This is a genomic window from Lachnoclostridium sp. Marseille-P6806 (genome assembly GCF_964238185.1).
GTDB lineage: Bacteria > Bacillota > Clostridia > Lachnospirales > Lachnospiraceae > Brotaphodocola.
The window spans coordinates 220056-245811 of record NZ_CAXSLG010000001.1; the positions used below are offsets into that span (position 1 = coordinate 220056).

The window sequence follows — 25756 nt, forward strand, 5'->3', positions numbered from 1 at the left end:
ATCATGTAAAAAAATATATCTTGGCACATTACTGCACTGGATCGCAGCAACGGCTGCGCCAGCAGCTATTTTTCTCTTCCACCCCATGGCGATCCTCGCGGAACGTTTTTGTATCATAGCCCGCCGCGTTTCTCTGCCACATAAAAACTGCCGCCGAGGATAACCAGACATCCCCGGCGGCAGCCATTATTTTTTCAGAAACTATTCTATTAAAAAGAATCCATTATTCTCCTCTGTGCATATGCAGATCGTCCAGACCCTTTTCCTTCAGGTTTGCAAATACCTCTCTTCCGTCTGCCTGTCCAATCAACAGATCACGAGCCTTCTTTGCCTCCTGCTCGGTTTTGTGCTTGCTGGGGCCTCCTACACAGCCGCCTACGCATGCCATTCCTTCTACAAAGTCAGCAGGCAGTTTGCCTACCTTCATCAAAAGCAAAGCCTTCTTACACTCTGCAGCACCGTTGCACTTCATAACATTCGGCTCAATACCTGCATTCATTTCCTTGAAGCACTGTACTACTGCATTGGTAACACCGCCGGAATTTCCGAAACGTTTTCCGAATACAGAGCTGTCCTGATAGGTATTCTCCTCCGGTTCCAGTTCTACGCCCTTTGCACGCATCATCGCACGGATTTCGCCAAAGGTCATCGCATAGTCTGCATTATCTTTAATATTCAGATCCAGTGTCTCACTCTTCTTTGCAATACACGGCCCGATAAATACTGTAATAGTCTCCGGATTCTCTCTCTTCAGCATACGGGATATTGCACACATAGGAGATACGGTTGTGGACATATTATCCAGAAGCTGCGGGAAATGCTGCTTGATCATATTAACAAATGCAGGACAACAGGATGTGGTCAGCTTCTTGCCTTCCTTATATGCTTCATTCCACTCCATTGCCTCAAAGGCTGCTGTCAGGTCTCCGCCTAAGCCAACCTCGATCATATCAGCAAAACCAACCTTCTTCAGAGCGGTTCTCCAGCTGGCCATAGTAATATCTGCGCCAAACTGTCCCTCTGTTGCAGGAGCAACCATAGCAACTACCCGTTTTCCAGCCTTGATCATCTTAATTACATCCACCATAAAGGTTTTTGTTCCGATTGCACCGAAGGGGCAGCTGTGAATGCAGGCGCCGCACTGAATACATTTTTTCTCATCAATTATGCAGATGCCGTTCTCATCATAGGTAATCGCATCTACTGGACATACCTTCTTACAGGGACGCTCCAGATGTGCAATTGCATTGTAAGGACAGGCATTGGCACACATACCGCACTCTTTACATTTGTTGGGATCAATATGAGCTCTTGTCTCAGTCATGGTAATAGCACCGAATTTACAGGAATTCTGGCATGCCTTACCCATACATTTCCGGCAGTTATCGGTTACAGTATAGGAAGCAATGGGACACTCCTCACAGGCTGCGCCAATAACCTGAACCACATTGCGGGTATCCTTACCGCTGGTAGGACACATTCCCTCTGCCAGGCGCACTCTCTGACGGATGATCTCTCTCTCCTTGTAAATACAGCACCGGAACTGAGCCTGCGGTCCCGGAATCATCTGATAGGGAATCTCTTCCCGCTTCTCCTCCAGCTCACCCTCCCAGGCCAGCTTTGCTACCTCGTAAAGTACGTCGTGCTTTAAGCGTAAAATTGTTGCGTCATTTGTTACCATGATTTTTCCTCCTCATATACTCCTAATAGTAAGTAACTGTAACTTTTTTTCCCATTTCCTCTGTTACATGCTTTAGCTGCTCCACCAGATTCTGGCGAATACCCAAATCAAAGGGCAGTCCCGGATTCTGGTAGGCACTGTTCATAGCTTTTCCCACATAGAGATGAAGCTCGGTACAGTCTTCAATCAACATCTTTGCCACCATGGATGCGCCGTTCGGTTTATCCAGCTCCAGGAAAAATTCCTCTGTTACGGCTTCTTTTTTTGAATAGCGCCGCAGAAGCTGAATCACACGGTTTAAGGTCAGTACACCCTCCGTCACCAGATCCATTCCTTTCATATAGGCAATGGGCGGGATATCCGGGTCTACATAGTCCATGGATACGTCAAGAGGCCTGTTCAGCACCCTTGACACAATGGTCGCGCTGGTTCCGCCGCAGACTACATATCTGGTAGATTCATCACCACTCATAAAGTCTGCGACCATTGCCTCATCCTGAGCAGGATCCCTTGCAGGGCCTGTCATCAGGTGAACCGGTTTTGCATTGATAATCCGCATACAGGCTACTGTTGTGTCATCACCAGGCCGGTACTGATACAGCTCATCACATGCCTGGCAGATTGCAGAAGCCAGCCGGACAGCTGAAACTGTCAGTCCATACTGTTTCACAGCATAGGCTGCAATATCCTCCCACAGCCATCCAAAATTCAGCAGCTGTCCTACCCCCGCATGAACGGTACCGTCGCTCATCAGAATCAAGGCATCCCCCTTCTGAACCTTAAAACGGTATTCGTTAATCTTCTTTCCCTCTACCTCCCGGATATTCTCCGGAATTGGAATCAGCTTTCCATTGCGGATAAAAATACAGCTGGGATTATCAAACTCCACCAGGTAGGCATCTCCGCTGTGGAATACCTGCAGAATACTGAAGGTAGCATAAGCCACCTGCCGTACCTGACAGATCGGCAACGTCTGCACAATGGTCTCCACACACTCCTCCAGAGTCGCGCCGTTTAAAAACATGGTTCCCAGAATTTTGGAAGTCAGAGTAGCCAGAATATTGGCCTTTACACCGCTTCCCATTCCGTCTGCCAGAATCAGAATATTGGAATCCTCCGTCTGCAGCATTTCCACCTTATCGCCGCAGAGCACCTCTGAAAACTTGTTCAGGCTTTTATACGCAACGTCTACGGTAATCTCCATCTACCTACCTCCGTTATCGCTGCCGTCCTCTAACAGACTCCTGCAGAGCGTTGTCAGGGTTGTCTTTGTCTCAGCTGTAGTTTCTCCCAGAAGACCTGCGATCTCCTGGGCAACCATCATCTGCTTATGAATAACCTTCTGGGCCAAATCAATGGTATCCAGCTTTTTCTCATAATCCAGGCGAGCCTGCTCTTCCTCTTTCGTAATGTCGATAAAGGTGGCCAGAACCACGTTTTCCTTTTCTATGTATACAATATTCTGAAGGGTATCCAATTTTAAATCCGGATAGCTGACCTTTTTTCCATGAATATTCTGATGGGTATCAAATACCCACTGGAAGTCCACCGGATCAATAAACTCGTACAGATACATCTTCAATGCCTCTGACCGGGTCTTGCCGAAATACTTCTCTCCAACAGCAGAATATTCCATAATCTTCATATTCTCATCTACAATGAGCACCACATTGGGCGAGGTTTCCATAACCAGATTGGCAAAAGACTCCGACTTCTCATACATAAACGGAATACACATGTTCAGCTCCGCCTTCCGCTGGAATACTGCAATCGCCTTTTCCCGGCAGGTCGGATATCCGCAGGCTCCGCAGTTTAACTCATCCTCCGGATGAAGCTTTCCTGTCATCGCCAGAATCTGCTGAATCTCCTCATTGGTTGGAACCGGCTCTTTCGGTGAATGATCGGAAAATACCTTCCGCAGAGAAATTTCCTCCAAAACCGGTCCTGTCTCCTCACATGGTACAGGCTCTCTTTGAATGGCGTCCTCCATATCCAGCTTCACCTTAAACCGGGAAACTGGACTGTTGGTCACAGTAGGTCCCTGAATACAGCCGCCGTAACACATATTCATTTCGATGAAGCAGCCTTTAATCTCGCCCCGTACCAGACTTTCGCACAGCTCCATACAATGGGTTTCCCCGTGAACATAAAACTTACGGTAATGATCCACCGTCTTCTCTGTTGCCAGAACAGAATTCACCACACCGCTGGATACAGGATACAGGCGGTTTACTCTGGGATTCATAGCTGTAAACGGCATATCCTCACAATCCTCAATCACAATATCCTCGTCTTCCAGCCAGCGGTTCATATCATTAAAATTCAGCACCGCATCAATATAGCCGCTGTGACGGGCATCCTGAGCCTCTTTCTTCTTGGCAATACAGGGTCCTAAAAATACCACCTTAATGTCCGTTCCCAGATGCTTTTTCAGCATCATGCCGTGGGCTATCATTGGCGATACTACTGGAGCCATCCACGGAGTCAGCTGCGGATAATATTTTTCAATCAGATCATTGACGCTGGGGCAGCAGGTAGTAATAATATTTTCCATAGTGCCCTCTTCCAAAAGTCTGGCATACTCGGCTGTCACCAGAGCCGCACCCTCGGAAGTCTCACGCACATCTGCAAAGCCCAGCCGTAAAAGAGCGGACCGAACCTGGCCGATGGTCTTGTATTTCAAAAGGCCCATATAAGCAGGTGCAATGGAAACAATTACCTTTTCTCCTCTTCGGAGCATCCCCTTTACCAGTTCCAGATCACTGACCAGAGTCTTGGCTGACTGAGGACAAATCTGAAGACAGCGTCCGCACAGAATACAGTTTTCCGGTATAATCTCTGCACGGCCGTCCTTTACCATAATGGCTTTCACTTCACAGTAGCGCACACACTTGTAGCAATGCCGGCACTTGGTGGCCTTGAAGTCAATAATCGCCATATTTACAGCCTCCCGAGAATCTCTTTTTCAAAGAACTCCTTTGTAGTTTCCGGAGATAAGGAGTACAGGGTTCCATCAACGGTCACACAAACTCCATTCACGCAGTTTCCAGTACAGAATGCACCGTTTAAATCTACTTTATCCGATACTCCATGTTCTTTTACCAGCTGCTGCAGCTGCTGGATAATTTCTCTGGAACCTTTCAAGTGACATGCGCTTCCAATACAAATTGTAACTCTCATAGCTTATCCCTCCATAATGATAAATAGTAACGTAACGATATGTAAAACCCCTCTGTCCAAATTTCTGTCACAGTTACCCCTATTATCTCATATTGACATATTTTTATCAATTAGTTTTTTGCACAAATCCTTGTTTTTTATGGTATACAAAGCAGCTTTTGTGCTATAATGTCTTTGTTCGTGCTAACCTGTAAGACTGAAATCCATAAATCAGCTCTGACGGAGAAGACGGAATACAACAAAACACGCTTCTAAAGATACACGAACAGAAAGCGAGGATAACTATGATGAAAAAAACCTGGTCTGCAGCAATGGCCGCACTTATGGTCGGCTCTCTTTTAAGCGGATGCTCCGGCAGCAAGACAGCCGCTCCATCCACCACAGCCGCTTCCTCTGAAGCAGCCACAGAAGCAGAAACCACCATTGAGGCTTTTACGGAAGAAGAAACGGAAAACAGCCAGACAGCAGCAGAAACTCCTGGAGAGGGAGAAGGCGCTGCAGAAAGCTCTGCCGCCCAGCCGGTAGACTCTGATGTTGTTGTCCGTATCGGCTCCTTAAAGGGACCTACCTCCATGGGGCTGGTAGAGCTGATGGACAAGGCAGAAAAAGATGAGGCTCTGTGCAATTATGAATTTACTATGGTAACGGCAGCAGATGAACTTCTTGGAAAAATGGTAAGCGGCGATCTGGACATTGCCCTGGTTCCCGCCAACGTAGCTTCTGTTCTCTACAATAAAACTCAGGGCGGTATCTCCGTTATTGACATCAACACTCTGGGTGTACTGGACATTGTAGCATCGGATTCTTCTATCCAGTCCATTGCCGATTTAAAAGGCAAAACCCTTTATCTGACTGGAAAAGGAACCAGTCCGGACTATGTCATCCGCTATCTGCTGAGTGAAAACGGGCTGAGCGAAAGCGATGTAACCCTGGAATACAAATCAGAACCGACTGAGGTTGCCGCTGTATTAAAAGAGCAGCCGGATGCCATCGGTCTGCTGCCCCAGCCCTTTGTCACTGCAGCCTGTGCTCAGAATGAAAAACTGAGTATTGTGCTGGATCTGACCAAGGAGTGGGAAGCCCTTCAGGGAGAAGGCGGAAGTCGTCTGGTAACAGGAGTAACCGTTGTCCGCAACGAATTCCTCAAAGAAAATCCGCCTGTTATTGACACCTTCCTGACAGAGCACGCTGCTTCCGCTGCCTTTGCCAACGAAAAGCCGGAGGAAGCCTCCCAGCTGATTGCCGCAGCCGGAATCATCGAAAAGGCTCCTGTGGCCCAGAAGGCGCTGCCTTACTGCAACATTGTCTGCCTGACCGGCGAAGAAATGAAGTCTGCCTTAAGCGGATATCTGCAGGTACTCTTTGATCAGGACGCCAAATCTGTCGGCGGAAAACTTCCTGGAGATGAGTTCTACTACATCCAGTAATACAAAAGGGGAGCAGCTATGAAAAACCGGATATCACCTCACAGAATTTTTGTAATTCTGTTCTGGATCGCCCTCTGGCAGCTTGCCGGCATGGTCATCCAGAACGACATTATTTTTGCAGGGCCGGCGGACGTAGTCCGCTCCCTTTCTCTTTTGCTTCCCTCTGCCGAATTCTGGATCTCCATCATCCACTCCTTCGGAAAAATCACCCTGGGTTTTGCAGCCGCCTTTATCGCCGGAATCCTTCTTGGAAGTCTTGCCTTCCGTTTTCACCTGCTTCGGGAACTGCTAGAGCCTTTAATGCTTCTGGCCAAATCCATTCCTGTGGCCTCCTTTGTCATTCTGGCCCTCATCTGGATTGGCTCCTCCGGTCTTTCTGTGTTCATTTCCTTCCTGGTCGTATTTCCCATTCTCTATGTAAATACCATTGCCGGACTGGAAAGCACGGATCCCAGACTCAAGGAGATGGCTCTGGTATTCCATGTCTCCCTGCCCCGTCGCATTCGTTTTATTTACCTGCCGGCTCTGATGCCATACCTGATCAGCAGCTGCAAAATTGCCCTGGGAATGAGCTGGAAATCAGGAATTGCCGCTGAAGTTATCGGCGTTCCTTCTCATACTATCGGAGAAAATCTTTACATGGCAAAAATCTATCTGGCCACACCGGATGTTTTTGCCTGGACCATTGTAATTATTCTGGTCAGCGCCTTATTTGAAAAGTTCTTTCTGCAGCTCATTATATGGATGAAAAAGAAAAATGAACAGTATCAGCCAAAAATCGGCCTGCAGCGTGCCTCTGCTTTGCAGAACGAAGATGCCGGCGAAGAAAATGCCCTTTCTTCCGGCTCAAAATCTTCTCCGTCAGCTCCCGTATCTGTTTCCGGACTGTATAAGGCCTATGGGGAGCTTCCTGTTTTAAAGCATCTGGATCTCTCCTTTGCCCCTGTCGGAGTCTACTGTCTGATGGCTCCCTCCGGCGCCGGAAAAACCACGCTTCTTCGTATTCTGCTGGGTCTGGAAAAACCAGACAGCGGACAGGTGCAGATGCCCAGCCCCGTCACCGCAGTCTTCCAGGAAAACCGCCTCTGCGACGCCTTTTCTCCACTGGATAATGTACTGATGGCCGCCGGGAAAAGCCTTGATCGTCAAACTGCCTATTCTGAGCTGTGCCGCCTCCTTCCGGAAGAGGCCATACTCCGCCCCTCTTCTACCTTAAGCGGAGGCATGAAACGGCGTGCAGCCATTGCAAGAGCCCTTTTGGCTCCCTCCCAGGCCATTATTATGGACGAGCCCTTTACCGGCCTGGACGAAGAGACAAAACAGACTGTCATCGACTATGTAAAGGAAAAAACAGCCGGAAAGCTTTTGCTGATAACCACCCATCAAGAGGAAGAAGCAGCAGCGCTGGGCGGCCAAATTGTAAGGATTTAAGGTTTGCAGGAGGTCATTTCCATGAAAATACTAAATTTTGGTTCCTTAAATATTGATAAGGTTTATCAGGTAAAAGATTTTGTCCGCCCCGGAGAAACCATTTCCTCAAAAAAACTGGATTTCTTCTGCGGCGGAAAGGGTCTGAATCAGTCCATTGCCATTTCGCGGGCAGGCGCCCCGGTCTACCATGCAGGATGTATCGGATATGACGGAGATATGCTTTCTGATGCATTGACTGCCAGCCACATTCACACGGAATATCTGAGAAAGCTGGAGATTCCTACCGGTCATGCTGTAATCCAGGTATCTGATACCGGACAAAACTGTATTCTTCTTTTTGGAGGCGCTAATCAGGCAATTACTTCAGAGCAGATCCGTGAAACGCTTTCTCATTTTTCAGCCGGAGATATTCTTCTGCTGCAGAATGAAATTAATCATCTTGCTATACTGATTGAACAGGCCTTTGAAAAAGGAATGCAGATTTACCTGAATCCCTCCCCTGTTACAGAGCAGCTAAAGGAAATATCCCTGGATAAGATTTCATGTTTGATTTTAAATGAGATCGAGGCTGCAGACCTCTGTGCCGCTGAATGGAAAAAACAAAAGCAAGCAGGAACTTCTCTTCCCGAATCCCCTGAAGAATGTGCCAGAGCCCTTCACAGCCTCCACCCCGGACTTCAAATTCTTCTGACCATGGGGACCAAAGGAAGCATCTTCCTGTCCAGGCAAAAGTTCCACTTCCAGGAAGCCTTCCCGGTAAATGCTGTTGACACTACTGCAGCCGGCGATACCTTTACCGGATACTTCATTGCAGCTGTTTCCAGAGACGAAACTGTGGAGGCAGCCATGGAGGAAGCAGCAAAGGCATCCGCTATTGCTGTAACACGGGCAGGCGCCTCTGTATCCATTCCGCTCCGGGAAGAGGTTCTTGCATGGAAATAACAATAACCGTGCCTTCTCTGTCCATCCAGGCCCACAGGAAGCTTCTGCGGCATATTTCCATGTTTCATCCATACAGCATCTGAACATCGTTTTCGCGCTGGCGGAAGGATCCTGCATTTTCCCGTTGCAGGATCCTTCCGCCAGTATAATAAAAAGCTGATTTTCCAGCTCAGGAAGAATATCACAGGGCCCACGGTTTTTCCTGCTTTTTTCGCAGTTTTTCAACTTTTTTCACTTTTTTAAATTTTTTTAAATTTTCTATTGACATTTCTCGGAATCAATGATAGTATATAGAAGTCGCTTCGAGGCGTGGCTCAGTTTGGTAGAGCGCTGCGTTCGGGACGCAGAGGTCGCAAGTTCGAATCTTGTCGCCTCGATTTCGGCCTCATGGTCAAGCGGTCAAGACGACGCCCTCTCACGGCGTAAACCCGGGTTCGATTCCCGGTGAGGTCATAAAAAGGTCAGGAGATATTTCCTGACCTTTTTGCTTGGATAATTGCATCTTCCATCACTTAGAAGGGGATATATCCGGAAAACAAACTCCTGTTTTCCGGATATATCCCCTCGCTTCATATTTGGCCCGTAAATCCATTTTTCTCAGTTTCCTATCACAAATATATTTCCCTCATAAAACATCAAACCAAGGGCATTTGGGGACATGTAATAAAAAAAGACGAATGGTTTGAGGTGCCCCCTCAAAGTTAGACTTTTACGAGACGACTTCGGTCGTCTCGTTTTTCTTTATGCAGTTAAAAGATGGGGTCGGTATTGGACAGGACTCCTCCATCCTAACTTTTCTTTTATTCGTTTCTCATTGTAGTATTTTATAAAACGTTCTATTTCAGATTTTAATCCCTCGTAGCTATAATAAACAATACCGTAGTAAATTTCCTGTTTGAGCAGTCCAAAGAAGTTTTCCATTACTGAATTATCCAGACAGTTTCCTTTCCTGGACATACTTTGAAATATTCGTTCCTCTTTTAATCTGTGGGAGTATGCTTTCATTTGGTATGCCCACCCCTGGTCAGAATGAAAAGTTCTTCTGTATGGGCAATCTGCAGTAATCTCAATTGCTTTATCTAAAGCATCCATTACGTTCTTTGCAGAAGGTCTTTGTTCTATTCCATAGCTAAGTATTTCGCCATTGCACATATCCATGAATGGATCGAGATAAAGCTTACGTATCGTCATACGGCCTTTTTCGTCAACTTCATAGTACTTGAATTCGCTGGTATCTGTAGTGATCTTCTGATGAGGTATATGTGTATTAAAACGTCGATGGATTCTGTTAGGTGCAACCGTACCAACCCTGCCTTTATAGGAACTATATTTTCTACTTTTATGAGTATATGATGTTACCTGTAAGCCAAGTTTTTGAACAATACGTTGAACTTTCTTTTTGTTTATGGAATATCCCTGATTGCGAAGATCTCCAAGAATCCTGCGATATCCATAATTTTTATGTTCTTCACGGATCTCGAGTACCTTTTCCTCAATTTCCTGATCTGGATTTCCTCTGTCAAAACGCTTTTGCCAATACATATATGTGGCTTTTTGCATTCCAGTATATGAGAGAAGGTCTTTTTATTTGAACTGTCTTCGGAGACTGTTGATGATTCTTGCCGTTCTCTCATTTTTGCTTCGTCCTCTAAGCGCAGTCTCCTCAGTTCTTTTAAAAACGCATTCTCTATTCTTAACTTTAGAAGTTCATCTTCCAGTTCTTTTACGTGCTCTACACTTGTGTCAACAGAAGATTCTTCTAATGGTACTATTTTGGAATTTTCAACTGATTTGTCCAATGTTTTCTTTCGACCTTTCTTATGTGGTCTCAACGCATCAGGGCCAGCTGCTCGAAAGCGATTCACCCAGTTCGCAATCATACTGGAATTGGTAATACCTTCTTGCAGTGCCAAATCTTGATATGAGATTTCACTTGATAAATATAATTCTACAACAGAAAGCTTTTTTTCGAAAGAATATATATCATTTTTTCGAGAACGCAATAATCCTTCATCTCCCAAAGTTTGATAATTGTGAACCCATTGCTCAATATTTCTTTTAGCAGGGACTCCATACGTTTTAGAAAGATATTTGTACCCGCCTTCTCCGTTTAAATATGACAAAACAACTTTCTTTTTAAATTCAAAAGAATATTTAGCCATAAAAATACCGACCTCCAATCGTTAGATTTTTAGGTCTAACTTTTGGGGGTCGGTACAGTTTCAATCCAACTCGTCTTTTTTATTATTGTCTTTATTATAATCCCAGATATTGTTTCCTAGTTTCCGGAGTCAATTCCTTGGTTGCCTGATGATGAACAATTACACCTCGCTCCAGAATATAGCAGTCTCCGCTGACTTTCATAGCAAATTTTACATTCTGCTCTGCAATTAAAATAGTTACGCCTTCCGCAATCAAGTTTTGCACCATAACCGCCAGCTGATCTACAATAATGGGTGCAAGTCCCTCTGTAATTTCATCCAGAAGCATCATTCTGGGATTCTGCATCAACCCCCTCGCTACTGCCAGCATCTGTTTTTCACCGCCTGATAGCTTATCTCCTTTGGAATCCTTTCTTTCCCAAAGGCGGGGGAAAAATTCATAAACTGATTCCAGATTCCATTTATTATTTCCATCTACCCCCACTCTGGCCGCTACTTTCAGATTTTCCTCCGTTGTCAGGGTTGGGAAAATGTGACGCCCCTGAGGCACATAAGCAATTCCTAACCTGGCGATAGAGTGGCTTTTCATCCCCACTAGCTCTTTTCCTTCAAAGGTAATGCTCCCCTCTGTGCGGCAATGCTCCTTCGGATTCAGCATTCCCATAATCGTCTTCATAGTAGTAGATTTTCCTACACCATTTCTTCCCAGAAGACAAACAGAAGTTCCCTCAGCCACAGAAAGACTGACACCATTTAAAATGTGGCTCTTGTCATAGTAGCTATGAACATCTTTCAATTCCAGAATCATGCTTCGCCACCTCCCAGATATGCTTCCTGTACATATTGATTATTTTTGATCTCCTCTGGCGTTCCGCTGGCAATCAGCTCCCCATCCCGCAATACAGAAATCACATCTGCATAATTAAATACAATATCCATATCATGCTCAATAAAAATAATCGTCATGTTTCTCTGTCGCGCCAAATCCCTGATTAGCTGCATCAAGGTATATGCTTCCTCACGGGCTACACCTGCTGCCGGCTCATCCAGAATCAAAAGTCTCGGATCCATCGCAAGAGCAATCGCTATGTCCAGCCGCCTTTGATCACCATAGGACAGATAGGCTGCCACTTCGTTCATTTTATCATCCAACCCCACCATTGCCAGATAAGATTTCACTTCCTCTTTTAGATAGCGATCCGGCACCGGAAACAGGCTAAATGTCTTTTTATTCATTTCAATACGTGCAATCTGAACATTTTCATAAACAGTCAAATTATTAAATAACTTTGAAATTTGAAAACATTTTGTCATACCGCGATGCACAATTTTATTAGGAGCCATCCCAGTAATATCTTCACCCCGAAAATATACCTTTCCACTGCTGGGCGTTGTCCGGTTGGTAATCAGATCCATCAATGTACTTTTTCCAGCTCCATTGGGTCCTATAATCGCCCGAACCTCTCCCTCCTCCATTTCAAATGATACATTTCTGGTGGCATGAAGCGCTCCGAAATAACGATTTAAATTTTCCACTTTTAAGATCGGTTCACTCATTTTCGTTTTGCCCCCTTCTCTACCGGGTCATCCAGATTCTTTTCTACCTTATCCCGCAGCAAACCGCCCTGCAGGAACAATACGCACAAAACAATGATTGCTCCCAGTACGAACTGATAGTAATTGGTCAGAATAGATAGCTGAGTGGAGATAAATGTTACAATTACCGCTCCCAAGATAGGACCGAAAAAGCTGTACATTCCTCCAATCAGACACATTACCAGGCCTTCCGTGGAGGTATTGGTAGAAAACATAACCGGAAATGCTCCCATATTTCTCATTGCATATAAAATTCCGGCAATAGTAACAAAAAAGCTGGAAACCATGCAAGCGCAAAGTCTGACACGCATGGTATTCATGCCTACAAAGGTCAATCTTTCGATGTTATCTCGGCTTCCCTTCAACACCGTTGCAAATGGGCTGTGGAAAAAAAGATAAATCAGAATAATACAAACCACGCATACAAAAAAGCTCAGGTAGAAATTACCACTGGCACTTCCTGCAAAGGGAAGACGCACATTTCCTGTGAGACCTGTATCAGAACCTACATACGGAATTTTATATACCATGGTAAATAGCAGGGTGTTAATACCCATGCTTACAAACGCAAAGGTCAGATCATCATTTGCACGTAGGCACAATACATTAATAAACAAAGAAATTGCCATAGAAATTGCAATCGCTCCCACAATTGCAAGAGTTCTGTCCAGACCGCCTCTCACGCACAGGATTACATATACATACGATCCCATACCAAAATATGTGGCCATACCAAGTGGTCTTAAACCGCCAAAGCCCAGAATGATATTAAGAGCCGAAGCAAACAGCATCATAATTACCGTACGACTCATAAAATCCAAAACCGCATCTGATGCAAACAGAGAATAAACAAACATTGCAACTACAATGACTCCGCCAGTAATAGCATCCTTTTTCACTTTTGAAAGAGACCTCCACATTTTCATTACCGTCCCTCCCTCTTTGTAAAGATTCCCCGCGGATTAATAAACATACAAATCACCATTAATGCCGCCGGAAGTACATTATAATACTGAGGCAAATACACTGCACCAAATGCGTTTACCAAACCAACTAACAGTGCAGCAGGGAGACATCCGTCCATATTCCTCAACCCGCCAATGCAAAGAATCGGCATAACATTACCAAATACAGACAGTCCCTCCTTAGGACTCATACCAGTAATCGGCGCATTTAAAACACCCCCCAGTCCTGCAATACCAATTCCTATCATAAACAGTACGCTGAACATCTTGTTTACATTTACACCCAGGTTTGCAACCATTGGCCGATCACTAATAATCGCCCGTGTCAGCATCCCCAGCTTGGTCTTATTAATCATGAGCCAAAATGCAAATGCAGTAACTCCGGAAATGACAATTTCAAAAATATAATAAACCGGGAAGGTAATACCGAAGATCTGAATTCCTCCACTAAGGAACGGCGGAAGAGAAAGGAGCCTAATACTGTAACCCCAAATCATAACAATAATGTCACACAACATATAGGCAACACCATAAGTCAGAAGCATAATATAAAGCATATCTTTTCCAAAAAGCGGACGGGTTGCTTTCTCAACAAAATATCCGATTACTGCTACAATCAGAGGAACAATCAAAAGCGACGGAACAAAACCAATTTTTGCAGCAATTGTATAGGTCAGATATGTTCCCAGAACATAAAATGCTCCCTGACCAAAATTTACCATACTCATACCACTGATAATCAGTGATACTCCGGCAATCATCAAATAGGAAACCATGCCATTGCTGATTCCGGATATCAGGGTCTGAAAGAAGAATGATATTGTCATAGAAACCTCCTCTAAGTACAGGAAAAGCGGCAGGCATTACTACAGCCTGCCGCTTACTGGCAGTCATTTACTGAACACTCAGATCTTTAAATGTATATCCCATTTCCTCTGCATATTTCTGGACATCCTCCTTAGACGGAAGCATCTCATTGCCTTCATATACAGCATAAATATCGCCTACCGGGATATTCCATTTTCCACTAGTATCCTCTACTGCAGTTACATAATAGTATGCATGAGCCATTACATGGTCAAAATCACGGAAATAGAGGTCATCACCATACAAGGTGCTGAAATGCACATTACTCAGAGCAGTGGTCATTGCCTCCGGACTCAGGTCATCCGCCGTTGTCTTAGCTGCTTCAATGATTGCTTTAATGCCTACATACCATGTATATCCCATATCAGACGGCCCGATTTCCTTATTGTAGTATTCTTTTCCTATATCAGAATAAGCCTGTACAAATTCTGCATTCCCCTCAATTTCATCCAGCCAGAATGGCCACAGTTGCACACCATGCACCTTGCCGTAAGGATAATTTCCCGCTTCAGCCAAGGCTGATGTGTTGGTAGAATCACAGGTATACCAGCCAAGATAATCACAGTTATTCCAAAGTCCAAACTGAGCGCCCTGGTTGATCAGGGATACAAAATTTGGTCCTGCTACTGCACCAATGATAACATCTGGATTTTTTCCTACTACAGAAGAAATAATAGTAGAAAACTCGGTAGAGTTACTTGATACCTGATTAGAACCCATATTGGTAAATCCATCGCCAAGTTCTCTATAGAAGAAGTCTCGGCTGTCTCCGGAAGCACCGCCATCATTTCCAATAAAAAATGCACTCGTATAGCCCTGATCAGCTGCATACTTTGCATTCATCTTCGCAATGGGCCATGCCACAAATCCACAGGAGAACATATATCTGGAAGCATTTTCCACCGTAACCCGCGTATTCATTGTACAAGGAGTAACCACAGGAAACTTATTTTCCTCTGCCCAGGTCGCGCCGGTAGGTGCTTCTCCATCGGATTTCGGCCCCAGAATTGCAATACAGCCCTCGTTTACCAGTTCAGTAGCCTTCTGCGCTACATTTGCAGAATCACTTGCCGTATCTCTGTAAACCAACTCAACCATCTTTCCATCCACACCGCCTGCATCATTGGCTTCATTTACCGCCAGAATGGCACCTGCCTCTGCCCAGGTAACTGTTGCTGCGGCAGCGGAAGACCGATCCGTTAAAACTCCGATTTTAATGGTATCTCCAGATGTAGCATCATTCTTACCAGATGCAGCTGTAGTTTCAGTTCCTGCTGTGGTTCCTGCTGCCGGTGTTGTTCCTGTATTAGCTGTTTCAGAATCCACAGTACCAGTACAAGCAGTCAACGACACCGCCATAACCGTCGCCAAAGTAACGCTTAACAGTTTCTTCATAAAAAATTCCTCCTCCATTTTTTATATCACGCTTGTTTGCGCATTCCATTCATTTATTTTCTGTCCGGATCATGTACATCATCTTTCCGTACAAAATAATCTGCATTTCGCTGTGCTACAGAATCCTGTGCCTCCCGAACAAAGGCATTTTCTGCTTCCACCCAGCTTCCATCTGTCAACCCGAACATACTCATGGTAGTAAAGGTCTTGTAACCCGTCTCATCAAAATGATAATCCACATAGTCATTGGTCTGTTCCATCATAACATGGCGACCTACGTCCAACATGGCAAGCATTGCTGCATGGGCACTAAAATGAATTCCTACTAATTTATAGACCCCCAGTTCATTTAAATCCTTCATAGAAACCTCTTCCGGGTCATGGGCTTTTCCGCATAAATCCGGATACCACATAGGAAAGTCTTTGTATTTCCCGCCTTTTGCATTCAAGGCATCTCTTAATTTTCGACACATTTCCAGCTTCAGATTTCTATCCGGAATTTTATGCATCCACAAGATACAAAGCATATCCGCTCCAGCATCGATATACGCCGCACAACGTTCCACAGTCTCATCAAACTCGCCTACCAGATCACTATCGCAACGGGCAATCAGGAAGCCATGACGACCGTTTGCATCCAACCCGGCCCTTGCAGCCTGAAACCGCAGGCACGCATCTGGAATAGACAATTGCCCCTTCCTGGCCAGCTCAGAAGTATCCGTAACCAGCACTCCTGCAGCCCCCGCCTGCACGATTCTCATACATCCATACTGTGTATTCAATGCTCTGCCCAGACCAAAACCGTCATCTGCATCTATAATCAGCGGCATCGGTGTCATTCTGGTAATCTGCTCTGTTACCCTCACAAAATCATCAATGGACAAAAGTTGCAGATCCGGAATTCCAGTTACTGCGCATGCCAGATCTCCACTGGAAACCATGATAACTTCAAATCCATTCATCTCTGCTGCCTTTGCAGACATACAGTCATGAAGTTCTGGCACAATCAGAGCCCTGTCTCCTCTTACCAGTTCCCGCAACCGGTCCTCTGCTGGGCGTTTTTCCTCTTTTGTTAAAATATAAGGCAAGCTCATATCATTTCCCCCTTACAGACGTTCTTTGATATCCGGGCGAACGAATCCTTCCGGATAATCCTCCACCTGATGGCCTACAATCGTATATTCCTTATTTCCATGAGTAAAGCTATTTTCCAGGGCAAGATATGCCTGAGGATCAAACATTCCGGAACAGGAGAAACTTTCGATACCGGATGCGGGAGCATTTTCAAAGGAATATGCCACGCTCTGTTTTTTAAAGTTCACAAGGCCATGCTCCAACATACCCTCCATGGCTGCCTTCATAGTATAATGACTGCTGCACATTTTAAATCCTAAGGGAGTCAGTTCCTCCATAGTTACTGCCGGATGATAATGACCATCTTCCCCCTTATAAGCACGGACATCCGCAAAAATCTTCGGCCCTGTTACAATCTTAGCCATTTCTGTGGCCTGTTCAATATTGCCAACCAGAACCATCATAGCAATAACATACTGTCCCATTTCTTTACCAATATCAATCGCTTCCTGAAGACGCTCACAGCCCTCCTTCATCTGTTCCGGATCCGCAGGATCTGCATTACTCCGTGCAATCAATAAGCAATCAGTTCCTTTCAATCCTTCCAATGCAGCTCTAACCTTTGCCATATATTTATCACGAGGAAGAATTTTTGTACTTTCTTCCATATCAGCAGAATCCTCCAGCTGAATAGCTGCAGCTCCTGCTGAAGATAAAATCTTAGCTGCACGATACACAGACAACGGACCGCCAAAACCATCTTCAATATCTGCAATCAACGGGATAGAAGAGGTCTGAGCCACGCGGCTTACCACTCGCTCTAGATCTGACAAATTTGTAAAGCCATAGTCAATGACCCCGTTTAACGAAATAGAAACCTCTCCACCAGAAAGAAGGCTTACCGGAAATCCGCACATTTCCACTGCATGATTTGATGCACAATCATACACACATGGAACTAAGAAACACTCTTTACTCTCATCCAAAATCTGACGCAATGTCTTTTTACTGGCCATAGCCGAATCCCTCCTAAGTATATCTGCAACTTTCATTTCATTTTTTTCGTTTTTGTTGCACCATTAGAATAGCACTTTCGCCATCATATTTCAATATAATAAAATAAGAAATATACATTTTCGTCATTTTTGCCATCATTTTCACTTGTTTTTTGTATTATTTATCCATTTATTTTCTCTTTTCTCCATGTTAAAATAATTTAGCATACACGAAATCGGTTTCATTTTTTTAAAAACATCACACAAAAACACAAACCAAACAAATGCAATTGTACCGTTCAACTTTTATCTTATATCTAATGGAGGAATCGCTATGATACGAAAGAACAACGAAAAAGAAACCGTCCGTAAACCAGCCCCCTTCAACGGCGTTGGCGAGATTACCGTCCGCAGTCTTTTAAATGGACCAGAAGAAATGAGCCAGAAGGGCAGAGTTTTTGGTCATACCACAGTCTATCCCAACTCCGAAATCGGCTATCACATCCACACCGGAGACAGCGAAACCTATTATATTTTAAGCGGAACCGGGCGCTATAACGACAACGGAACTCTCGTTACCGTTTCTGCCGGCGATGTCACATACTGCGCTCCCGGCGAAGGTCACGGTCTTGCATGCATTGGAGACGAACCCATTGAAATGATTGCATTAATCCTGTACGAATAGCTCTGATCAGCAAAGGGGTTGCCGCACAAGCGACAGCCCCTTTGCATTTCATTCTCTTCTGTTTCTACTATATAGTTTCCCGGTTAACCAATTCCATCTCCAATGTGATTTTATGGGTTTGAGAACGCCCCTCCATTACATCCATCAAAATACGGACAGACATCATAGACGAAACAGTTACCATAGTATCCAGTGAAGTCAATCTCGGGCGACAAACTTCACATAATTCGGTATTTCCCTCTCCAATCAGCGAAATATCTTCCGGAATCCTTTTTCCGTGCTTCTGCAGCGCATACATTACTTCAATCGCCAGCCGATCCTGAGTACACAAAATGCCGTCCACCTCCGGCAGTTCCTTTAAAATCCTCTGAACTACTTCTTCGCCGCTCTCTGCCTCAGATGGAACATCCATATACACACGATACTCCAAATCTGAATACTCCTGTACCGCCATCTCAAAATAGGTACGTATCTTTTCCCGGCTAGCCCGTCCATCTTCCACAATTAAGACCAGTTTCTTTCTTCCTCGTTCTACAAGATGCCGGACACAATGACGAAATCCTTTTCTCTCATTTGCTCCGATGCAGTAAACATTTTCACGGTTGAATCGTTCATTCTGATACACCAGAAGCACCGGCACATCTGGCAGCCAGCGTTCAATCACCTTCTCCAACCGTTCATGGTCTGTAAATGTAAGACCAAACAGCAATACGCCCTCCACTCTATGCCGTTTTAATTCCACAATCAACTTTTCTAAACTGTCCGGCTCCGAACCAATACTGCGAGGAATACATTGATACCCGTTCACAATCAATTCATTCTGACATCTGGCAAAAGCCTCATTTTGATGTCTGGAATTTAAATCATCTGTAACAACACCAACCATTCGGGAACGCTGTTTTCCCAACATTCGCGCCGCCTCATCCGGTATATAATCATACTTATCCAAAACCGCCTGAATCAATGCTCTGTTTTTAGCACTTACCCCCGGTTTCCCATTTAACGCGCGAGAAACTGTACTTGGTGACACCCCCGTCAACTCTGCAATATCATATATGGTAATGACAATCGCCTCCTCCCCTATTATTTTCATTATACTTTACTGTTGCATTTTTTGCAATACAAAGTGCAACAAAAGTTGCATTCGATACCCATGAACAATAAGATTCCATTTTCGTCTCATCTGGAAAAACTTTCACATTCATCTCCATAGCAATCACAACAGCCAAACACTAAAACATCCCTAAATTTAAGATGAGACAGCATCCCAAAGAATACTTCACCAACCATTGACACAGCAAAAAAAGAGTCTGCAAAATCAATGATTCTACAAACCCTCCATAGATTTCCAGCTGGGCTAGTTGGATTCGAACCAACGTAATGCAGGAGTCAAAGTCCTGTGCCTTACCGCTTGGCGATAGCCCAATAATAAAATAAACATAATTGGAAATGCGATATACATTGTACCTTATAACAGCAAAAAAATCAAGGGATTTTATTAATGAATAGACTAATTAGAAAAGAATTTCTCCTCATCAAAAAGAACTTTACAAAAAGCATTTCGGCAAATATCTTAGAAAAAGGCACAGCCAAGCTGTCTTGAATCCTATTTTACAAGCTACCTGGCTGCCACCTTTCTCTTCTCACTCTCTTTTTTTCCACAGGCTACATAAAAGCATCCATGCAGGAACCAAGTAAAGATATGATGCATACAACAGGCTCTCTTTTGGCGCTCGGCGCTCCAACTACAGAAAGAGGGAATGCACATGCAATACTCCAGGGAATTAATCCTGCTATCACAATTACAGATGTTTCCAAATTTACCGCCAGCTCGCCCTTATCAGGCACCATTTTCTTTGTCATCTCATAAGTAAGCATCGAAGCCAAAGTCTGATTGCAGCTAATGGCACAGGTTACTACAGAAACGATAACTGTTGCAAAATATACATTGGTGTGATAAGCCATTTCTCTAACCCAGAACTTCAGTTTATGAAGAAGCTTTGTAGAGCTGAATATTCCAAAATATGCAGAAGAGATAGCAACAATAGCCCCTATATCTATCATCGAAATCAAGCCGCCACCATCAATTAGACCAGACAATTCTTCTCGCTGTGTATGATACCCCAAAATCAAAGTTCTGGAAAACTCCTGTAAGGACATTCCCTGCCAGAAAATACTCAAAACTCCCGCTGTTAGTACACTAACCAGCATTGTAACCTCTACTTTTATACGAAAAATGGAAAAAACAATAATTACCAAAGCCGGAATTAATGTAACAATATCCAGACGGAATTCTGACATAAAAACAGTTGCTGTATTTATTGCTTCTTTTACTGATGTTCCTTCTCCTCCAAGCCATAAATATAGTATTGCAGTTCCTATCAATGGCACAATTATTTTTTATCACTTTTGCAATATTCGTATAAATATTTGTTCCTGTCAATTCACATACCAAAAGCGCACTGGACGACATTGGAGAACACTGTTCTCCTAGATAAATTCCAGAAAGAACAGCACCTCCAATATAAAGTTCAGAAACACCTAAGGCACGTCCTACACCAGCACAAATCACCCCCATAGTAGAAACTGTTCCAAAAGAAGTGCCTGTCAGAAGGGACATTCCACAGCAAAGAATAAATGTAAGTACAAGATAATATTGCGCAACCATAGACAACGCCGAATAATAAACAATACAGGGGATTGTTCCTGAAGCCCTCCATGACGCTGTGAGAAAACCAATCAAAACAAACACGAGCAGAATTGTTTTTGAATCTTTCACGCCCTTCCAAATCATTCCCGCCAAATCTCTTAGTGTATATTTGGAATAAAGCGTATAAATGCAGAAACATATCAAACCGCCTGAAAGTGCATAAAGTACAGAGATATCAACTGCAATACCCCCCAAAAGCATCAATGCAAAAAACAGCATAAAATAGTCTCTCTGTTGCACACCAGATACCAACATCTGCCCAATTCCCGGAATATTAAAAACATTTTCTATAATAACCGCCCCAGCCACAATATTTCTCATTTGCAAACTTATGATTGTAATCACTGGAATCAACGCATTTTTAATGTATATTTTAAAATAATTCTACTTTCAGAAAGACCATTCGCTCTAGCCGTTCTCACATAATCCCGATTTATTACTTCCAGTATGTTAGATCTTGTCTGTCGCGCCAGAATGGCAGTCGTGTAGATAGCATTGACTACAACAGGCCAAAATGCTTTATGAACGTATTCTCCAAAATCAACCCACGGAGCCGTATACCCCTGAAGAGGAATCAGTTTCAGCTGCAATCCTAGAATAATTACACCAAAAATAGTAACAAGGAAACGTGGTGCGCCTAAAAAAAAGTTTACAAGCAACGTTAATCCCTGATCAATCCATGTTCCTCGTTTCACAGCAGATAAAATTCCCACACCAATCCCAATTAAAACACCAAATACCAATCCTGGAAGTCCAATAGAAATCGTATTCGGCAATCGTTCATTAATCTTCACTGTAATAATGATTTCCGACGCCAAACTGATTTCTTGTATCACCGTAATCTCCCCAAACAGCCTTTACCAAAGCATCCGCGTCAATCGCATATGAAATAGCCTGCCGAACACGCACATCTCCTGTCGGGTCATTTCCCGCTTCATTTAAAGAGTTAAAGCAAAGCAGATATGAATGAGATTTTACTGAACATGTTTTTATATCATATCCTAAAGCCTTTAAAGAATCTGCGCTTTCCGCAGTAGGTGCAAGAATCGCATCGATTTCACCAGACTGAAGAGCAGCACTGGATACCAGAGGATCTTTATAAATAATATACTCTACACTATCCAGCTTTACATCGCCGCCCCAATAATCATCTCTTTTTACAAACTTTTTGGATACATCATAATTCCATTCTGCCAAATCAAATGGTCCCGTTCCGCATGGGTGTTCTTTACAATATTCCTCTCCATGTTCCTTGAAAAATGTTGGTGAAAACATATATCCGCATTCCCGAGAAAATGCATAAGGAAGAATCGAGCTCCATTTATTTAGATTGAGTTGTACAGTATACTCATCAATCACCTCTACAGAATCAATCGAAGAAAGCAGCGCCTCTACCTTTGCCCCAACCTCTAAGTAATGATCCAGATTCCATTTTACTGCTTCTGCATCCAATACAGTCCCATCCGCAAAGGTTACTCCCTTTCGAACATGAAAAGTATACGTTAAAGCATCTGGATCATAGGAATAATCCTCCAAAAGCCATGGATCCACTGTCCCCTCTTCATTTGGTTTAAATAAGGATTCATAAACCGGCCATGAATAGTAATAATCTGCGCCCGCTCCAGTTAAATCAAAACTAAGCATTGTATGAATACATTCAGTATTAATTGCAATTTTTAAATCTCCTCCACTTTTCTCTGTTTCCGGAGGTGTTGAAGGCTGTCCGGCTCCTTCTGATGTTTTCTCCGAATTTTGTACTACACTTTCCGTTGATGATGTCTGACTATTACCACATCCCATCAGCAAACCAGCTGCTAATGATACTGCCAAAACCAGTGTAATTCCTTTTCTCATGCCGTTCCCTCCCCTATTTTATTTTTCGCTTAACTCGTTATCTGGCACCAACTTATCTGTCGGTCCACAGAATCCTTTCTGCTTTCTAACCGCAAACGCATCTTCAGGTTTGTCTACGTATCTTGACTCCCGCTCTGCCCACTTTCCATCACTAAGGAAGCAGGTCATAGGTGAATAATAGAAGTGGTAGCCAGTATAATCATAATGCTCCATTACATAGTCATTTGTCTTTGTTTCAAATACATGCCGCCCCGTATCCAGCATTGCATACATGGCAGCCCGAAAAGAATAATGAATATTGTCATAAATCTACATTTAAAACTATCCTGTTTTGATATATTTTTCTGTTTCTAAATTGGGTATAATAAGAAATGGTCTGCAAATTAACTTATAAATGTTTGATTTTTCGATATTTCAAACAACAAAATATATAACTCACCTAAAGGAGACAACTCATTGATTTTTTCCATTATTCCTTATACTGCAAAGGAATTATTTTCCAATTCCACTATACAGATATCTCTTGATACTGTACATTCTGCATCAAAACATTTTTGTCAAATATGTATACTTAAAAAAATGGCGTTTTTCCTGATTCCATTTCAGATATCTCGTCCTGTTTATTCCTTTTATACGAGCTTTCAGAATCTTCATTCATCTCAAAGCATCAAACAACACCATCTATTCCTGATGGTATCTCCTATGTGGATGTTGGCAGCAACAGTTTATGCCATATTCTGGCTATGCTTACGAGTTCTTGTCCAGATCTATATCCCATTCTGGAAGCTCAATATCAATTATTTCTGACCCAGCAATTTCTGGAGGCTCTCCAAAACGGATATCACAGCCGAATGCGAGATCTAATCCAAGCCTTGACCGATGGACTGGAAAAAAAGTATTAATCCTGGAACCAACTGATAATCAAAAAGCATTTATCGGATCTAATGATTTTTTTCATCAGCTTCCGGAACACTCTACCATTATACATCACCTGGATCAAACCCCCGTTTATTCTGGAAAAATTTTTCGAAAGGATATGGGAATATGTTTAATCCTCCCCATTTATCGTTTTGGTGAAATCATTGAGTTTTTTATTGTTGGGAACTGCAGTGAACTGCCTCATTCGTTATTTTACGCAGCATTAAAAACCGCAATTTCTATCCTATCCATTGAATATGAAATGCGCCAATCTGTCTTTACCGTAGTAAATCGTTCGCGTAATGGTTTAATGGATGCTATTACCAATTCCGGACGTCTTACTCCCTCTACCATAAGCGAATGGGCTGGCCTTTTAGGATTTAAATCAAAACGTCTTTATATTGTAATTTACCTGGACTTCATTCCAGCAGAACGACAAAAAGATATGGAATTCTCCGCATATTACGCAGTACTGGAATTTATGATTCATTATTACCATCCAGATGATTACTATTTTCTTCGAGCTCTGTCCAATGGTCTCTATATGGTTGGGCAATTCCCACCCGAGTCATCAGAGCAGGCTCAAAAAAAATCAAAAGCCACCTGTCAGCAAATTGAACACTATTTAAAAACGAAAAACCTTATCAAACAGATGTTCTCCGGTATTGGAACTACGGAACAAAACTTCACCGATATCAGCAAAAGCTACCAAACGGCTTTAAAAGCCTTAAAAATCTCTCACACCACAGGAGAATCCATCATATCCTATGAAACTCTGGGTATTTTAAAGCTTCTCGGCAACATTCCTTCCGAGGAATCTGTCGATGCCTATATTCCGGAATGTTTAAAGCAGCTTTGTGCATATGATCAAAAAAACCACACAAGTCTTGTACACACGCTTTCAACTTATTACGCATCCAACTGCAACGCTGCACATGCCGCGAAAAAACTATTCATCCATTATAAAACTATGCTGAATCGACTGGAAAGAATTTCTCAGATTCTTGACTGTAATTATAATGACAGCCACATGAGACTGGAAATGGAAATGGGACTGCAAATTATGCAGCTTTATCAGAATTAAACGCGTTTTGCAATTATCTGTTAAAAATATGTCTTAGAACATTCTCGCGCCAGAGACAGTTATGTCATCAGACATTTTTCTCTGGCGCATAGTGCATATCTCCAAAAAACCTTTATTTAATAAAACAAACTTTTTCTAAAATAAAAAATCCCTTGATTACAAGGGATTTTCCATGCGGGCGACAGGACTTGAACCTGCACGGTCACCCGCCAGCTCCTAAGGCTGGTGCGTCTGCCATTCCGCCACGCCCGCATTTTTAAAGATAGGTAAAAAAAAATTCCCGAAGGAATTTTGAGGGTGGATAAAGGGATTCGAACCCTTGGCCTCCAGAGCCACAATCTGGCGCGCTAACCAGCTGCGCTATACCCACCATAATTATAAAACTTTTTCCTTATATTCAAGGAAATGAGCCTGAAGGGATTCGAACCCCCGACCCACGGCTTAGAAGGCCGTTGCTCTATCCAGCTGAGCTACAGACTCACGGTAATTATCATTACCAAAGCGGGTGATGGGAATCGAACCCACGTATCCAGCTTGGAAGGCTGGTGTTCTACCATTGAACTACACCCGCGTAATAAAATTTTGTTCACTCCCAATGGGATAGACATCGGGGTGACAGGATTCGAACCTGCGACTTCCTGGTCCCAAACCAGGCGCTCTAGCCAAGCTGAGCCACACCCCGGATCTCTGAAAACCTTTTGCTTGTGTTGCTTTTGTGTTTTGTGTTCATCAGCAACGCGAGTATCATTATATAATAGCTTTTTACATTTGTCAACTATATTTTCAAATT

General features: G+C 43.5%; 21 protein-coding genes, 8 tRNA genes and 2 pseudogenes. 8 read left to right on the forward strand and 23 right to left on the reverse strand.

Annotated features, from left to right (window positions below):
- Positions 1–223: 223 nt before the first annotated feature.
- The 4 genes from ACESON_RS00960 to ACESON_RS00975 are packed head-to-tail and all read right to left on the reverse strand — an operon-like array spanning position 224 to position 4861.
- Positions 224–1681, reverse strand: coding sequence for a monomeric [FeFe] hydrogenase (locus ACESON_RS00960; RefSeq protein ID WP_177958532.1), 1458 nt, complete (start codon positions 1679–1681; stop codon positions 224–226).
- A 22-nt stretch (positions 1682–1703) separates the two neighbouring features.
- Entirely contained in the window at positions 1704–2885 is a 1182-nt protein-coding gene (locus ACESON_RS00965) for a SpoIIE family protein phosphatase (RefSeq protein WP_177958531.1), read from the reverse strand.
- The gene (locus tag ACESON_RS00970; protein WP_373108048.1) at positions 2886–4619 is read right to left on the reverse strand and encodes a [Fe-Fe] hydrogenase large subunit C-terminal domain-containing protein; all 1734 of its coding nucleotides are present in this window, start codon (positions 4617–4619) and stop codon (positions 2886–2888) included.
- A gap of 2 nt (positions 4620–4621) precedes the next feature.
- Positions 4622–4861: an NAD(P)H-dependent oxidoreductase subunit E gene (locus tag ACESON_RS00975; protein WP_177958529.1), complete on the reverse strand. Its 240-nt coding sequence runs from the start codon at positions 4859–4861 to the stop codon at positions 4622–4624.
- Positions 4862–5148: 287 nt separating this feature from the next.
- Here ACESON_RS00975 and ACESON_RS00980 point away from each other — a divergent pair, with 287 nt between their 5' ends.
- From ACESON_RS00980 to ACESON_RS01005, 6 genes and pseudogenes are all read left to right on the forward strand, one after another.
- Positions 5149–6288 carry an ABC transporter substrate-binding protein gene (locus ACESON_RS00980; protein WP_373108290.1) on the forward strand — a complete coding sequence of 380 codons (1140 nt, stop codon included), beginning with the start codon at positions 5149–5151 and terminating at the stop codon, positions 6286–6288.
- An 18-nt stretch (positions 6289–6306) separates the two neighbouring features.
- Positions 6307–7041, forward strand: a pseudogene (locus ACESON_RS00985) (ABC transporter permease); the annotation flags it as partial.
- 132 nt (positions 7042–7173) lie between these two features.
- Positions 7174–7719 (forward strand): ATP-binding cassette domain-containing protein, encoded by a 546-nt coding sequence (locus ACESON_RS00990; protein WP_373108292.1) that lies wholly within the window; start codon positions 7174–7176, stop codon positions 7717–7719.
- 21 nt (positions 7720–7740) lie between these two features.
- Positions 7741–8661: a ribokinase gene (locus ACESON_RS00995; RefSeq protein ID WP_373108049.1), complete on the forward strand. Its 921-nt coding sequence runs from the start codon at positions 7741–7743 to the stop codon at positions 8659–8661.
- 303 nt (positions 8662–8964) lie between these two features.
- Positions 8965–9038, forward strand: a tRNA-Pro gene (locus ACESON_RS01000).
- Between the two features lie 4 nt (positions 9039–9042).
- A tRNA-Glu gene (locus tag ACESON_RS01005) sits at positions 9043–9114 on the forward strand.
- A gap of 288 nt (positions 9115–9402) precedes the next feature.
- On the opposite strand, the gene ACESON_RS01010 is transcribed toward ACESON_RS01005, so the two are convergent.
- The 8 genes from ACESON_RS01010 to ACESON_RS01045 form a co-directional block, all read right to left on the reverse strand.
- Positions 9403–10823 (reverse strand): IS3 family transposase gene (locus tag ACESON_RS01010; RefSeq protein ID WP_373108050.1). Its coding sequence is split into 2 segments (ribosomal slippage): positions 9403–10247 and positions 10247–10823, totalling 1422 coding nucleotides; the frame shifts between segments, so codons are not numbered across the junction.
- A gap of 94 nt (positions 10824–10917) precedes the next feature.
- Positions 10918–11631: an ABC transporter ATP-binding protein gene (locus ACESON_RS01015; protein WP_373108053.1), complete on the reverse strand. Its 714-nt coding sequence runs from the start codon at positions 11629–11631 to the stop codon at positions 10918–10920.
- On the reverse strand, positions 11628–12380 hold the full coding sequence (locus ACESON_RS01020) for an ABC transporter ATP-binding protein (RefSeq protein ID WP_373108055.1): 753 nt from the start codon (positions 12378–12380) through the stop codon (positions 11628–11630). Before ACESON_RS01020 ends, ACESON_RS01015 begins: the two co-directional genes overlap by 4 nt.
- The gene (locus ACESON_RS01025; RefSeq protein WP_373108057.1) at positions 12377–13345 is read right to left on the reverse strand and encodes a branched-chain amino acid ABC transporter permease; all 969 of its coding nucleotides are present in this window, start codon (positions 13343–13345) and stop codon (positions 12377–12379) included. Before ACESON_RS01025 ends, ACESON_RS01020 begins: the two co-directional genes overlap by 4 nt.
- Positions 13345–14211 (reverse strand): branched-chain amino acid ABC transporter permease, encoded by an 867-nt coding sequence (locus ACESON_RS01030; RefSeq protein WP_373108059.1) that lies wholly within the window; start codon positions 14209–14211, stop codon positions 13345–13347. The genes ACESON_RS01025 and ACESON_RS01030 overlap by 1 nt, the downstream gene beginning before the upstream one ends.
- 67 nt (positions 14212–14278) lie before the next feature.
- Positions 14279–15646: an ABC transporter substrate-binding protein gene (locus ACESON_RS01035; RefSeq protein ID WP_373108060.1), complete on the reverse strand. Its 1368-nt coding sequence runs from the start codon at positions 15644–15646 to the stop codon at positions 14279–14281.
- 53 nt (positions 15647–15699) lie between these two features.
- A complete protein-coding gene (locus tag ACESON_RS01040; RefSeq protein WP_373108062.1) occupies positions 15700–16740 on the reverse strand; it encodes an oxaloacetate decarboxylase in 1041 nt (346 codons plus the stop codon).
- A gap of 12 nt (positions 16741–16752) precedes the next feature.
- The gene (locus tag ACESON_RS01045) at positions 16753–17736 is read right to left on the reverse strand and encodes an isocitrate lyase/phosphoenolpyruvate mutase family protein (protein ID WP_373108064.1); all 984 of its coding nucleotides are present in this window, start codon (positions 17734–17736) and stop codon (positions 16753–16755) included.
- 313 nt (positions 17737–18049) lie between these two features.
- Between ACESON_RS01045 and ACESON_RS01050 the strand changes: the two genes are divergently transcribed.
- Positions 18050–18400 (forward strand): cupin domain-containing protein, encoded by a 351-nt coding sequence (locus ACESON_RS01050; RefSeq protein ID WP_373108067.1) that lies wholly within the window; start codon positions 18050–18052, stop codon positions 18398–18400.
- 67 nt (positions 18401–18467) lie between these two features.
- Here ACESON_RS01050 and ACESON_RS01055 read toward each other — a convergent pair whose 3' ends face one another.
- From ACESON_RS01055 to ACESON_RS01080, 6 genes and pseudogenes are all read right to left on the reverse strand, one after another.
- Positions 18468–19493 carry a LacI family DNA-binding transcriptional regulator gene (locus tag ACESON_RS01055; RefSeq protein ID WP_373108068.1) on the reverse strand — a complete coding sequence of 342 codons (1026 nt, stop codon included), beginning with the start codon at positions 19491–19493 and terminating at the stop codon, positions 18468–18470.
- 259 nt (positions 19494–19752) lie between these two features.
- Positions 19753–19825, reverse strand: a tRNA-Gln gene (locus ACESON_RS01060).
- A gap of 240 nt (positions 19826–20065) precedes the next feature.
- Positions 20066–20611 (reverse strand): hypothetical protein, encoded by a 546-nt coding sequence (locus tag ACESON_RS01065; protein WP_373108070.1) that lies wholly within the window; start codon positions 20609–20611, stop codon positions 20066–20068.
- Positions 20601–21365 carry a Na+/H+ antiporter NhaC family protein gene (locus ACESON_RS01070; protein ID WP_373108293.1) on the reverse strand — a complete coding sequence of 255 codons (765 nt, stop codon included), beginning with the start codon at positions 21363–21365 and terminating at the stop codon, positions 20601–20603. The genes ACESON_RS01065 and ACESON_RS01070 overlap by 11 nt, the downstream gene beginning before the upstream one ends.
- Positions 21351–21946 (reverse strand): annotated as a pseudogene (locus ACESON_RS01075) (ABC transporter permease); the annotation flags it as partial. The gene ACESON_RS01070 and the pseudogene ACESON_RS01075, both read right to left, overlap by 15 nt.
- Positions 21894–22964: an ABC transporter substrate-binding protein gene (locus tag ACESON_RS01080; RefSeq protein ID WP_373108073.1), complete on the reverse strand. Its 1071-nt coding sequence runs from the start codon at positions 22962–22964 to the stop codon at positions 21894–21896. The pseudogene ACESON_RS01075 and the gene ACESON_RS01080, both read right to left, overlap by 53 nt.
- A 727-nt stretch (positions 22965–23691) precedes the next feature.
- Here ACESON_RS01080 and ACESON_RS01085 point away from each other — a divergent pair.
- On the forward strand, positions 23692–24966 hold the full coding sequence (locus tag ACESON_RS01085; protein WP_373108075.1) for a PucR family transcriptional regulator: 1275 nt from the start codon (positions 23692–23694) through the stop codon (positions 24964–24966).
- A 173-nt stretch (positions 24967–25139) separates the two neighbouring features.
- Here the strand turns inward: ACESON_RS01085 and ACESON_RS01090 are convergent.
- The 5 genes from ACESON_RS01090 to ACESON_RS01110 form a co-directional block, all read right to left on the reverse strand.
- Positions 25140–25218, reverse strand: a tRNA-Leu gene (locus ACESON_RS01090).
- A 44-nt stretch (positions 25219–25262) separates the two neighbouring features.
- Positions 25263–25336 (reverse strand) — tRNA-His (locus ACESON_RS01095).
- 36 nt (positions 25337–25372) lie between these two features.
- Positions 25373–25446, reverse strand: a tRNA-Arg gene (locus tag ACESON_RS01100).
- A 20-nt stretch (positions 25447–25466) separates the two neighbouring features.
- A tRNA-Gly gene (locus ACESON_RS01105) sits at positions 25467–25537 on the reverse strand.
- 36 nt (positions 25538–25573) lie between these two features.
- Positions 25574–25648 (reverse strand) — tRNA-Pro (locus ACESON_RS01110).
- Positions 25649–25756: the final 108 nt, after the last annotated feature.

Bases quoted from the DNA above. Each gene is read 5' to 3' on its own strand.
- ACESON_RS00960 (WP_177958532.1), bottom strand. From the start codon at position 1,681: ATGGTAACAAATGACGCAACAATTTTACGCTTAAAGCACGACGTACTT.
- ACESON_RS00995 (WP_373108049.1), top strand. From the start codon at position 7,741: ATGAAAATACTAAATTTTGGTTCCTTAAATATTGATAAGGTTTATCAG.
- ACESON_RS01045 (WP_373108064.1), bottom strand. From the start codon at position 17,736: ATGGCCAGTAAAAAGACATTGCGTCAGATTTTGGATGAGAGTAAAGAG.
- ACESON_RS00970 (WP_373108048.1), bottom strand. From the start codon at position 4,619: ATGGCGATTATTGACTTCAAGGCCACCAAGTGCCGGCATTGCTACAAG.
- ACESON_RS01065 (WP_373108070.1), bottom strand. From the start codon at position 20,611: ATGCTGGTTAGTGTACTAACAGCGGGAGTTTTGAGTATTTTCTGGCAG.
- ACESON_RS01040 (WP_373108062.1), bottom strand. From the start codon at position 16,740: ATGAGCTTGCCTTATATTTTAACAAAAGAGGAAAAACGCCCAGCAGAG.
- ACESON_RS01085 (WP_373108075.1), top strand. From the start codon at position 23,692: ATGCCATATTCTGGCTATGCTTACGAGTTCTTGTCCAGATCTATATCC.
- ACESON_RS01050 (WP_373108067.1), top strand. From the start codon at position 18,050: ATGATACGAAAGAACAACGAAAAAGAAACCGTCCGTAAACCAGCCCCC.
- ACESON_RS01015 (WP_373108053.1), bottom strand. From the start codon at position 11,631: ATGATTCTGGAATTGAAAGATGTTCATAGCTACTATGACAAGAGCCAC.
- ACESON_RS00980 (WP_373108290.1), top strand. From the start codon at position 5,149: ATGAAAAAAACCTGGTCTGCAGCAATGGCCGCACTTATGGTCGGCTCT.
- ACESON_RS00965 (WP_177958531.1), bottom strand. From the start codon at position 2,885: ATGGAGATTACCGTAGACGTTGCGTATAAAAGCCTGAACAAGTTTTCA.
- ACESON_RS01025 (WP_373108057.1), bottom strand. From the start codon at position 13,345: ATGAAAATGTGGAGGTCTCTTTCAAAAGTGAAAAAGGATGCTATTACT.
- ACESON_RS01070 (WP_373108293.1), bottom strand. From the start codon at position 21,365: ATGTTGGTATCTGGTGTGCAACAGAGAGACTATTTTATGCTGTTTTTT.
- ACESON_RS01035 (WP_373108060.1), bottom strand. From the start codon at position 15,646: ATGAAGAAACTGTTAAGCGTTACTTTGGCGACGGTTATGGCGGTGTCG.
- ACESON_RS01030 (WP_373108059.1), bottom strand. From the start codon at position 14,211: ATGACAATATCATTCTTCTTTCAGACCCTGATATCCGGAATCAGCAAT.
- ACESON_RS01020 (WP_373108055.1), bottom strand. From the start codon at position 12,380: ATGAGTGAACCGATCTTAAAAGTGGAAAATTTAAATCGTTATTTCGGA.
- ACESON_RS01080 (WP_373108073.1), bottom strand. From the start codon at position 22,964: ATGAGAAAAGGAATTACACTGGTTTTGGCAGTATCATTAGCAGCTGGT.
- ACESON_RS01055 (WP_373108068.1), bottom strand. From the start codon at position 19,493: ATGAAAATAATAGGGGAGGAGGCGATTGTCATTACCATATATGATATT.
- ACESON_RS00975 (WP_177958529.1), bottom strand. From the start codon at position 4,861: ATGAGAGTTACAATTTGTATTGGAAGCGCATGTCACTTGAAAGGTTCC.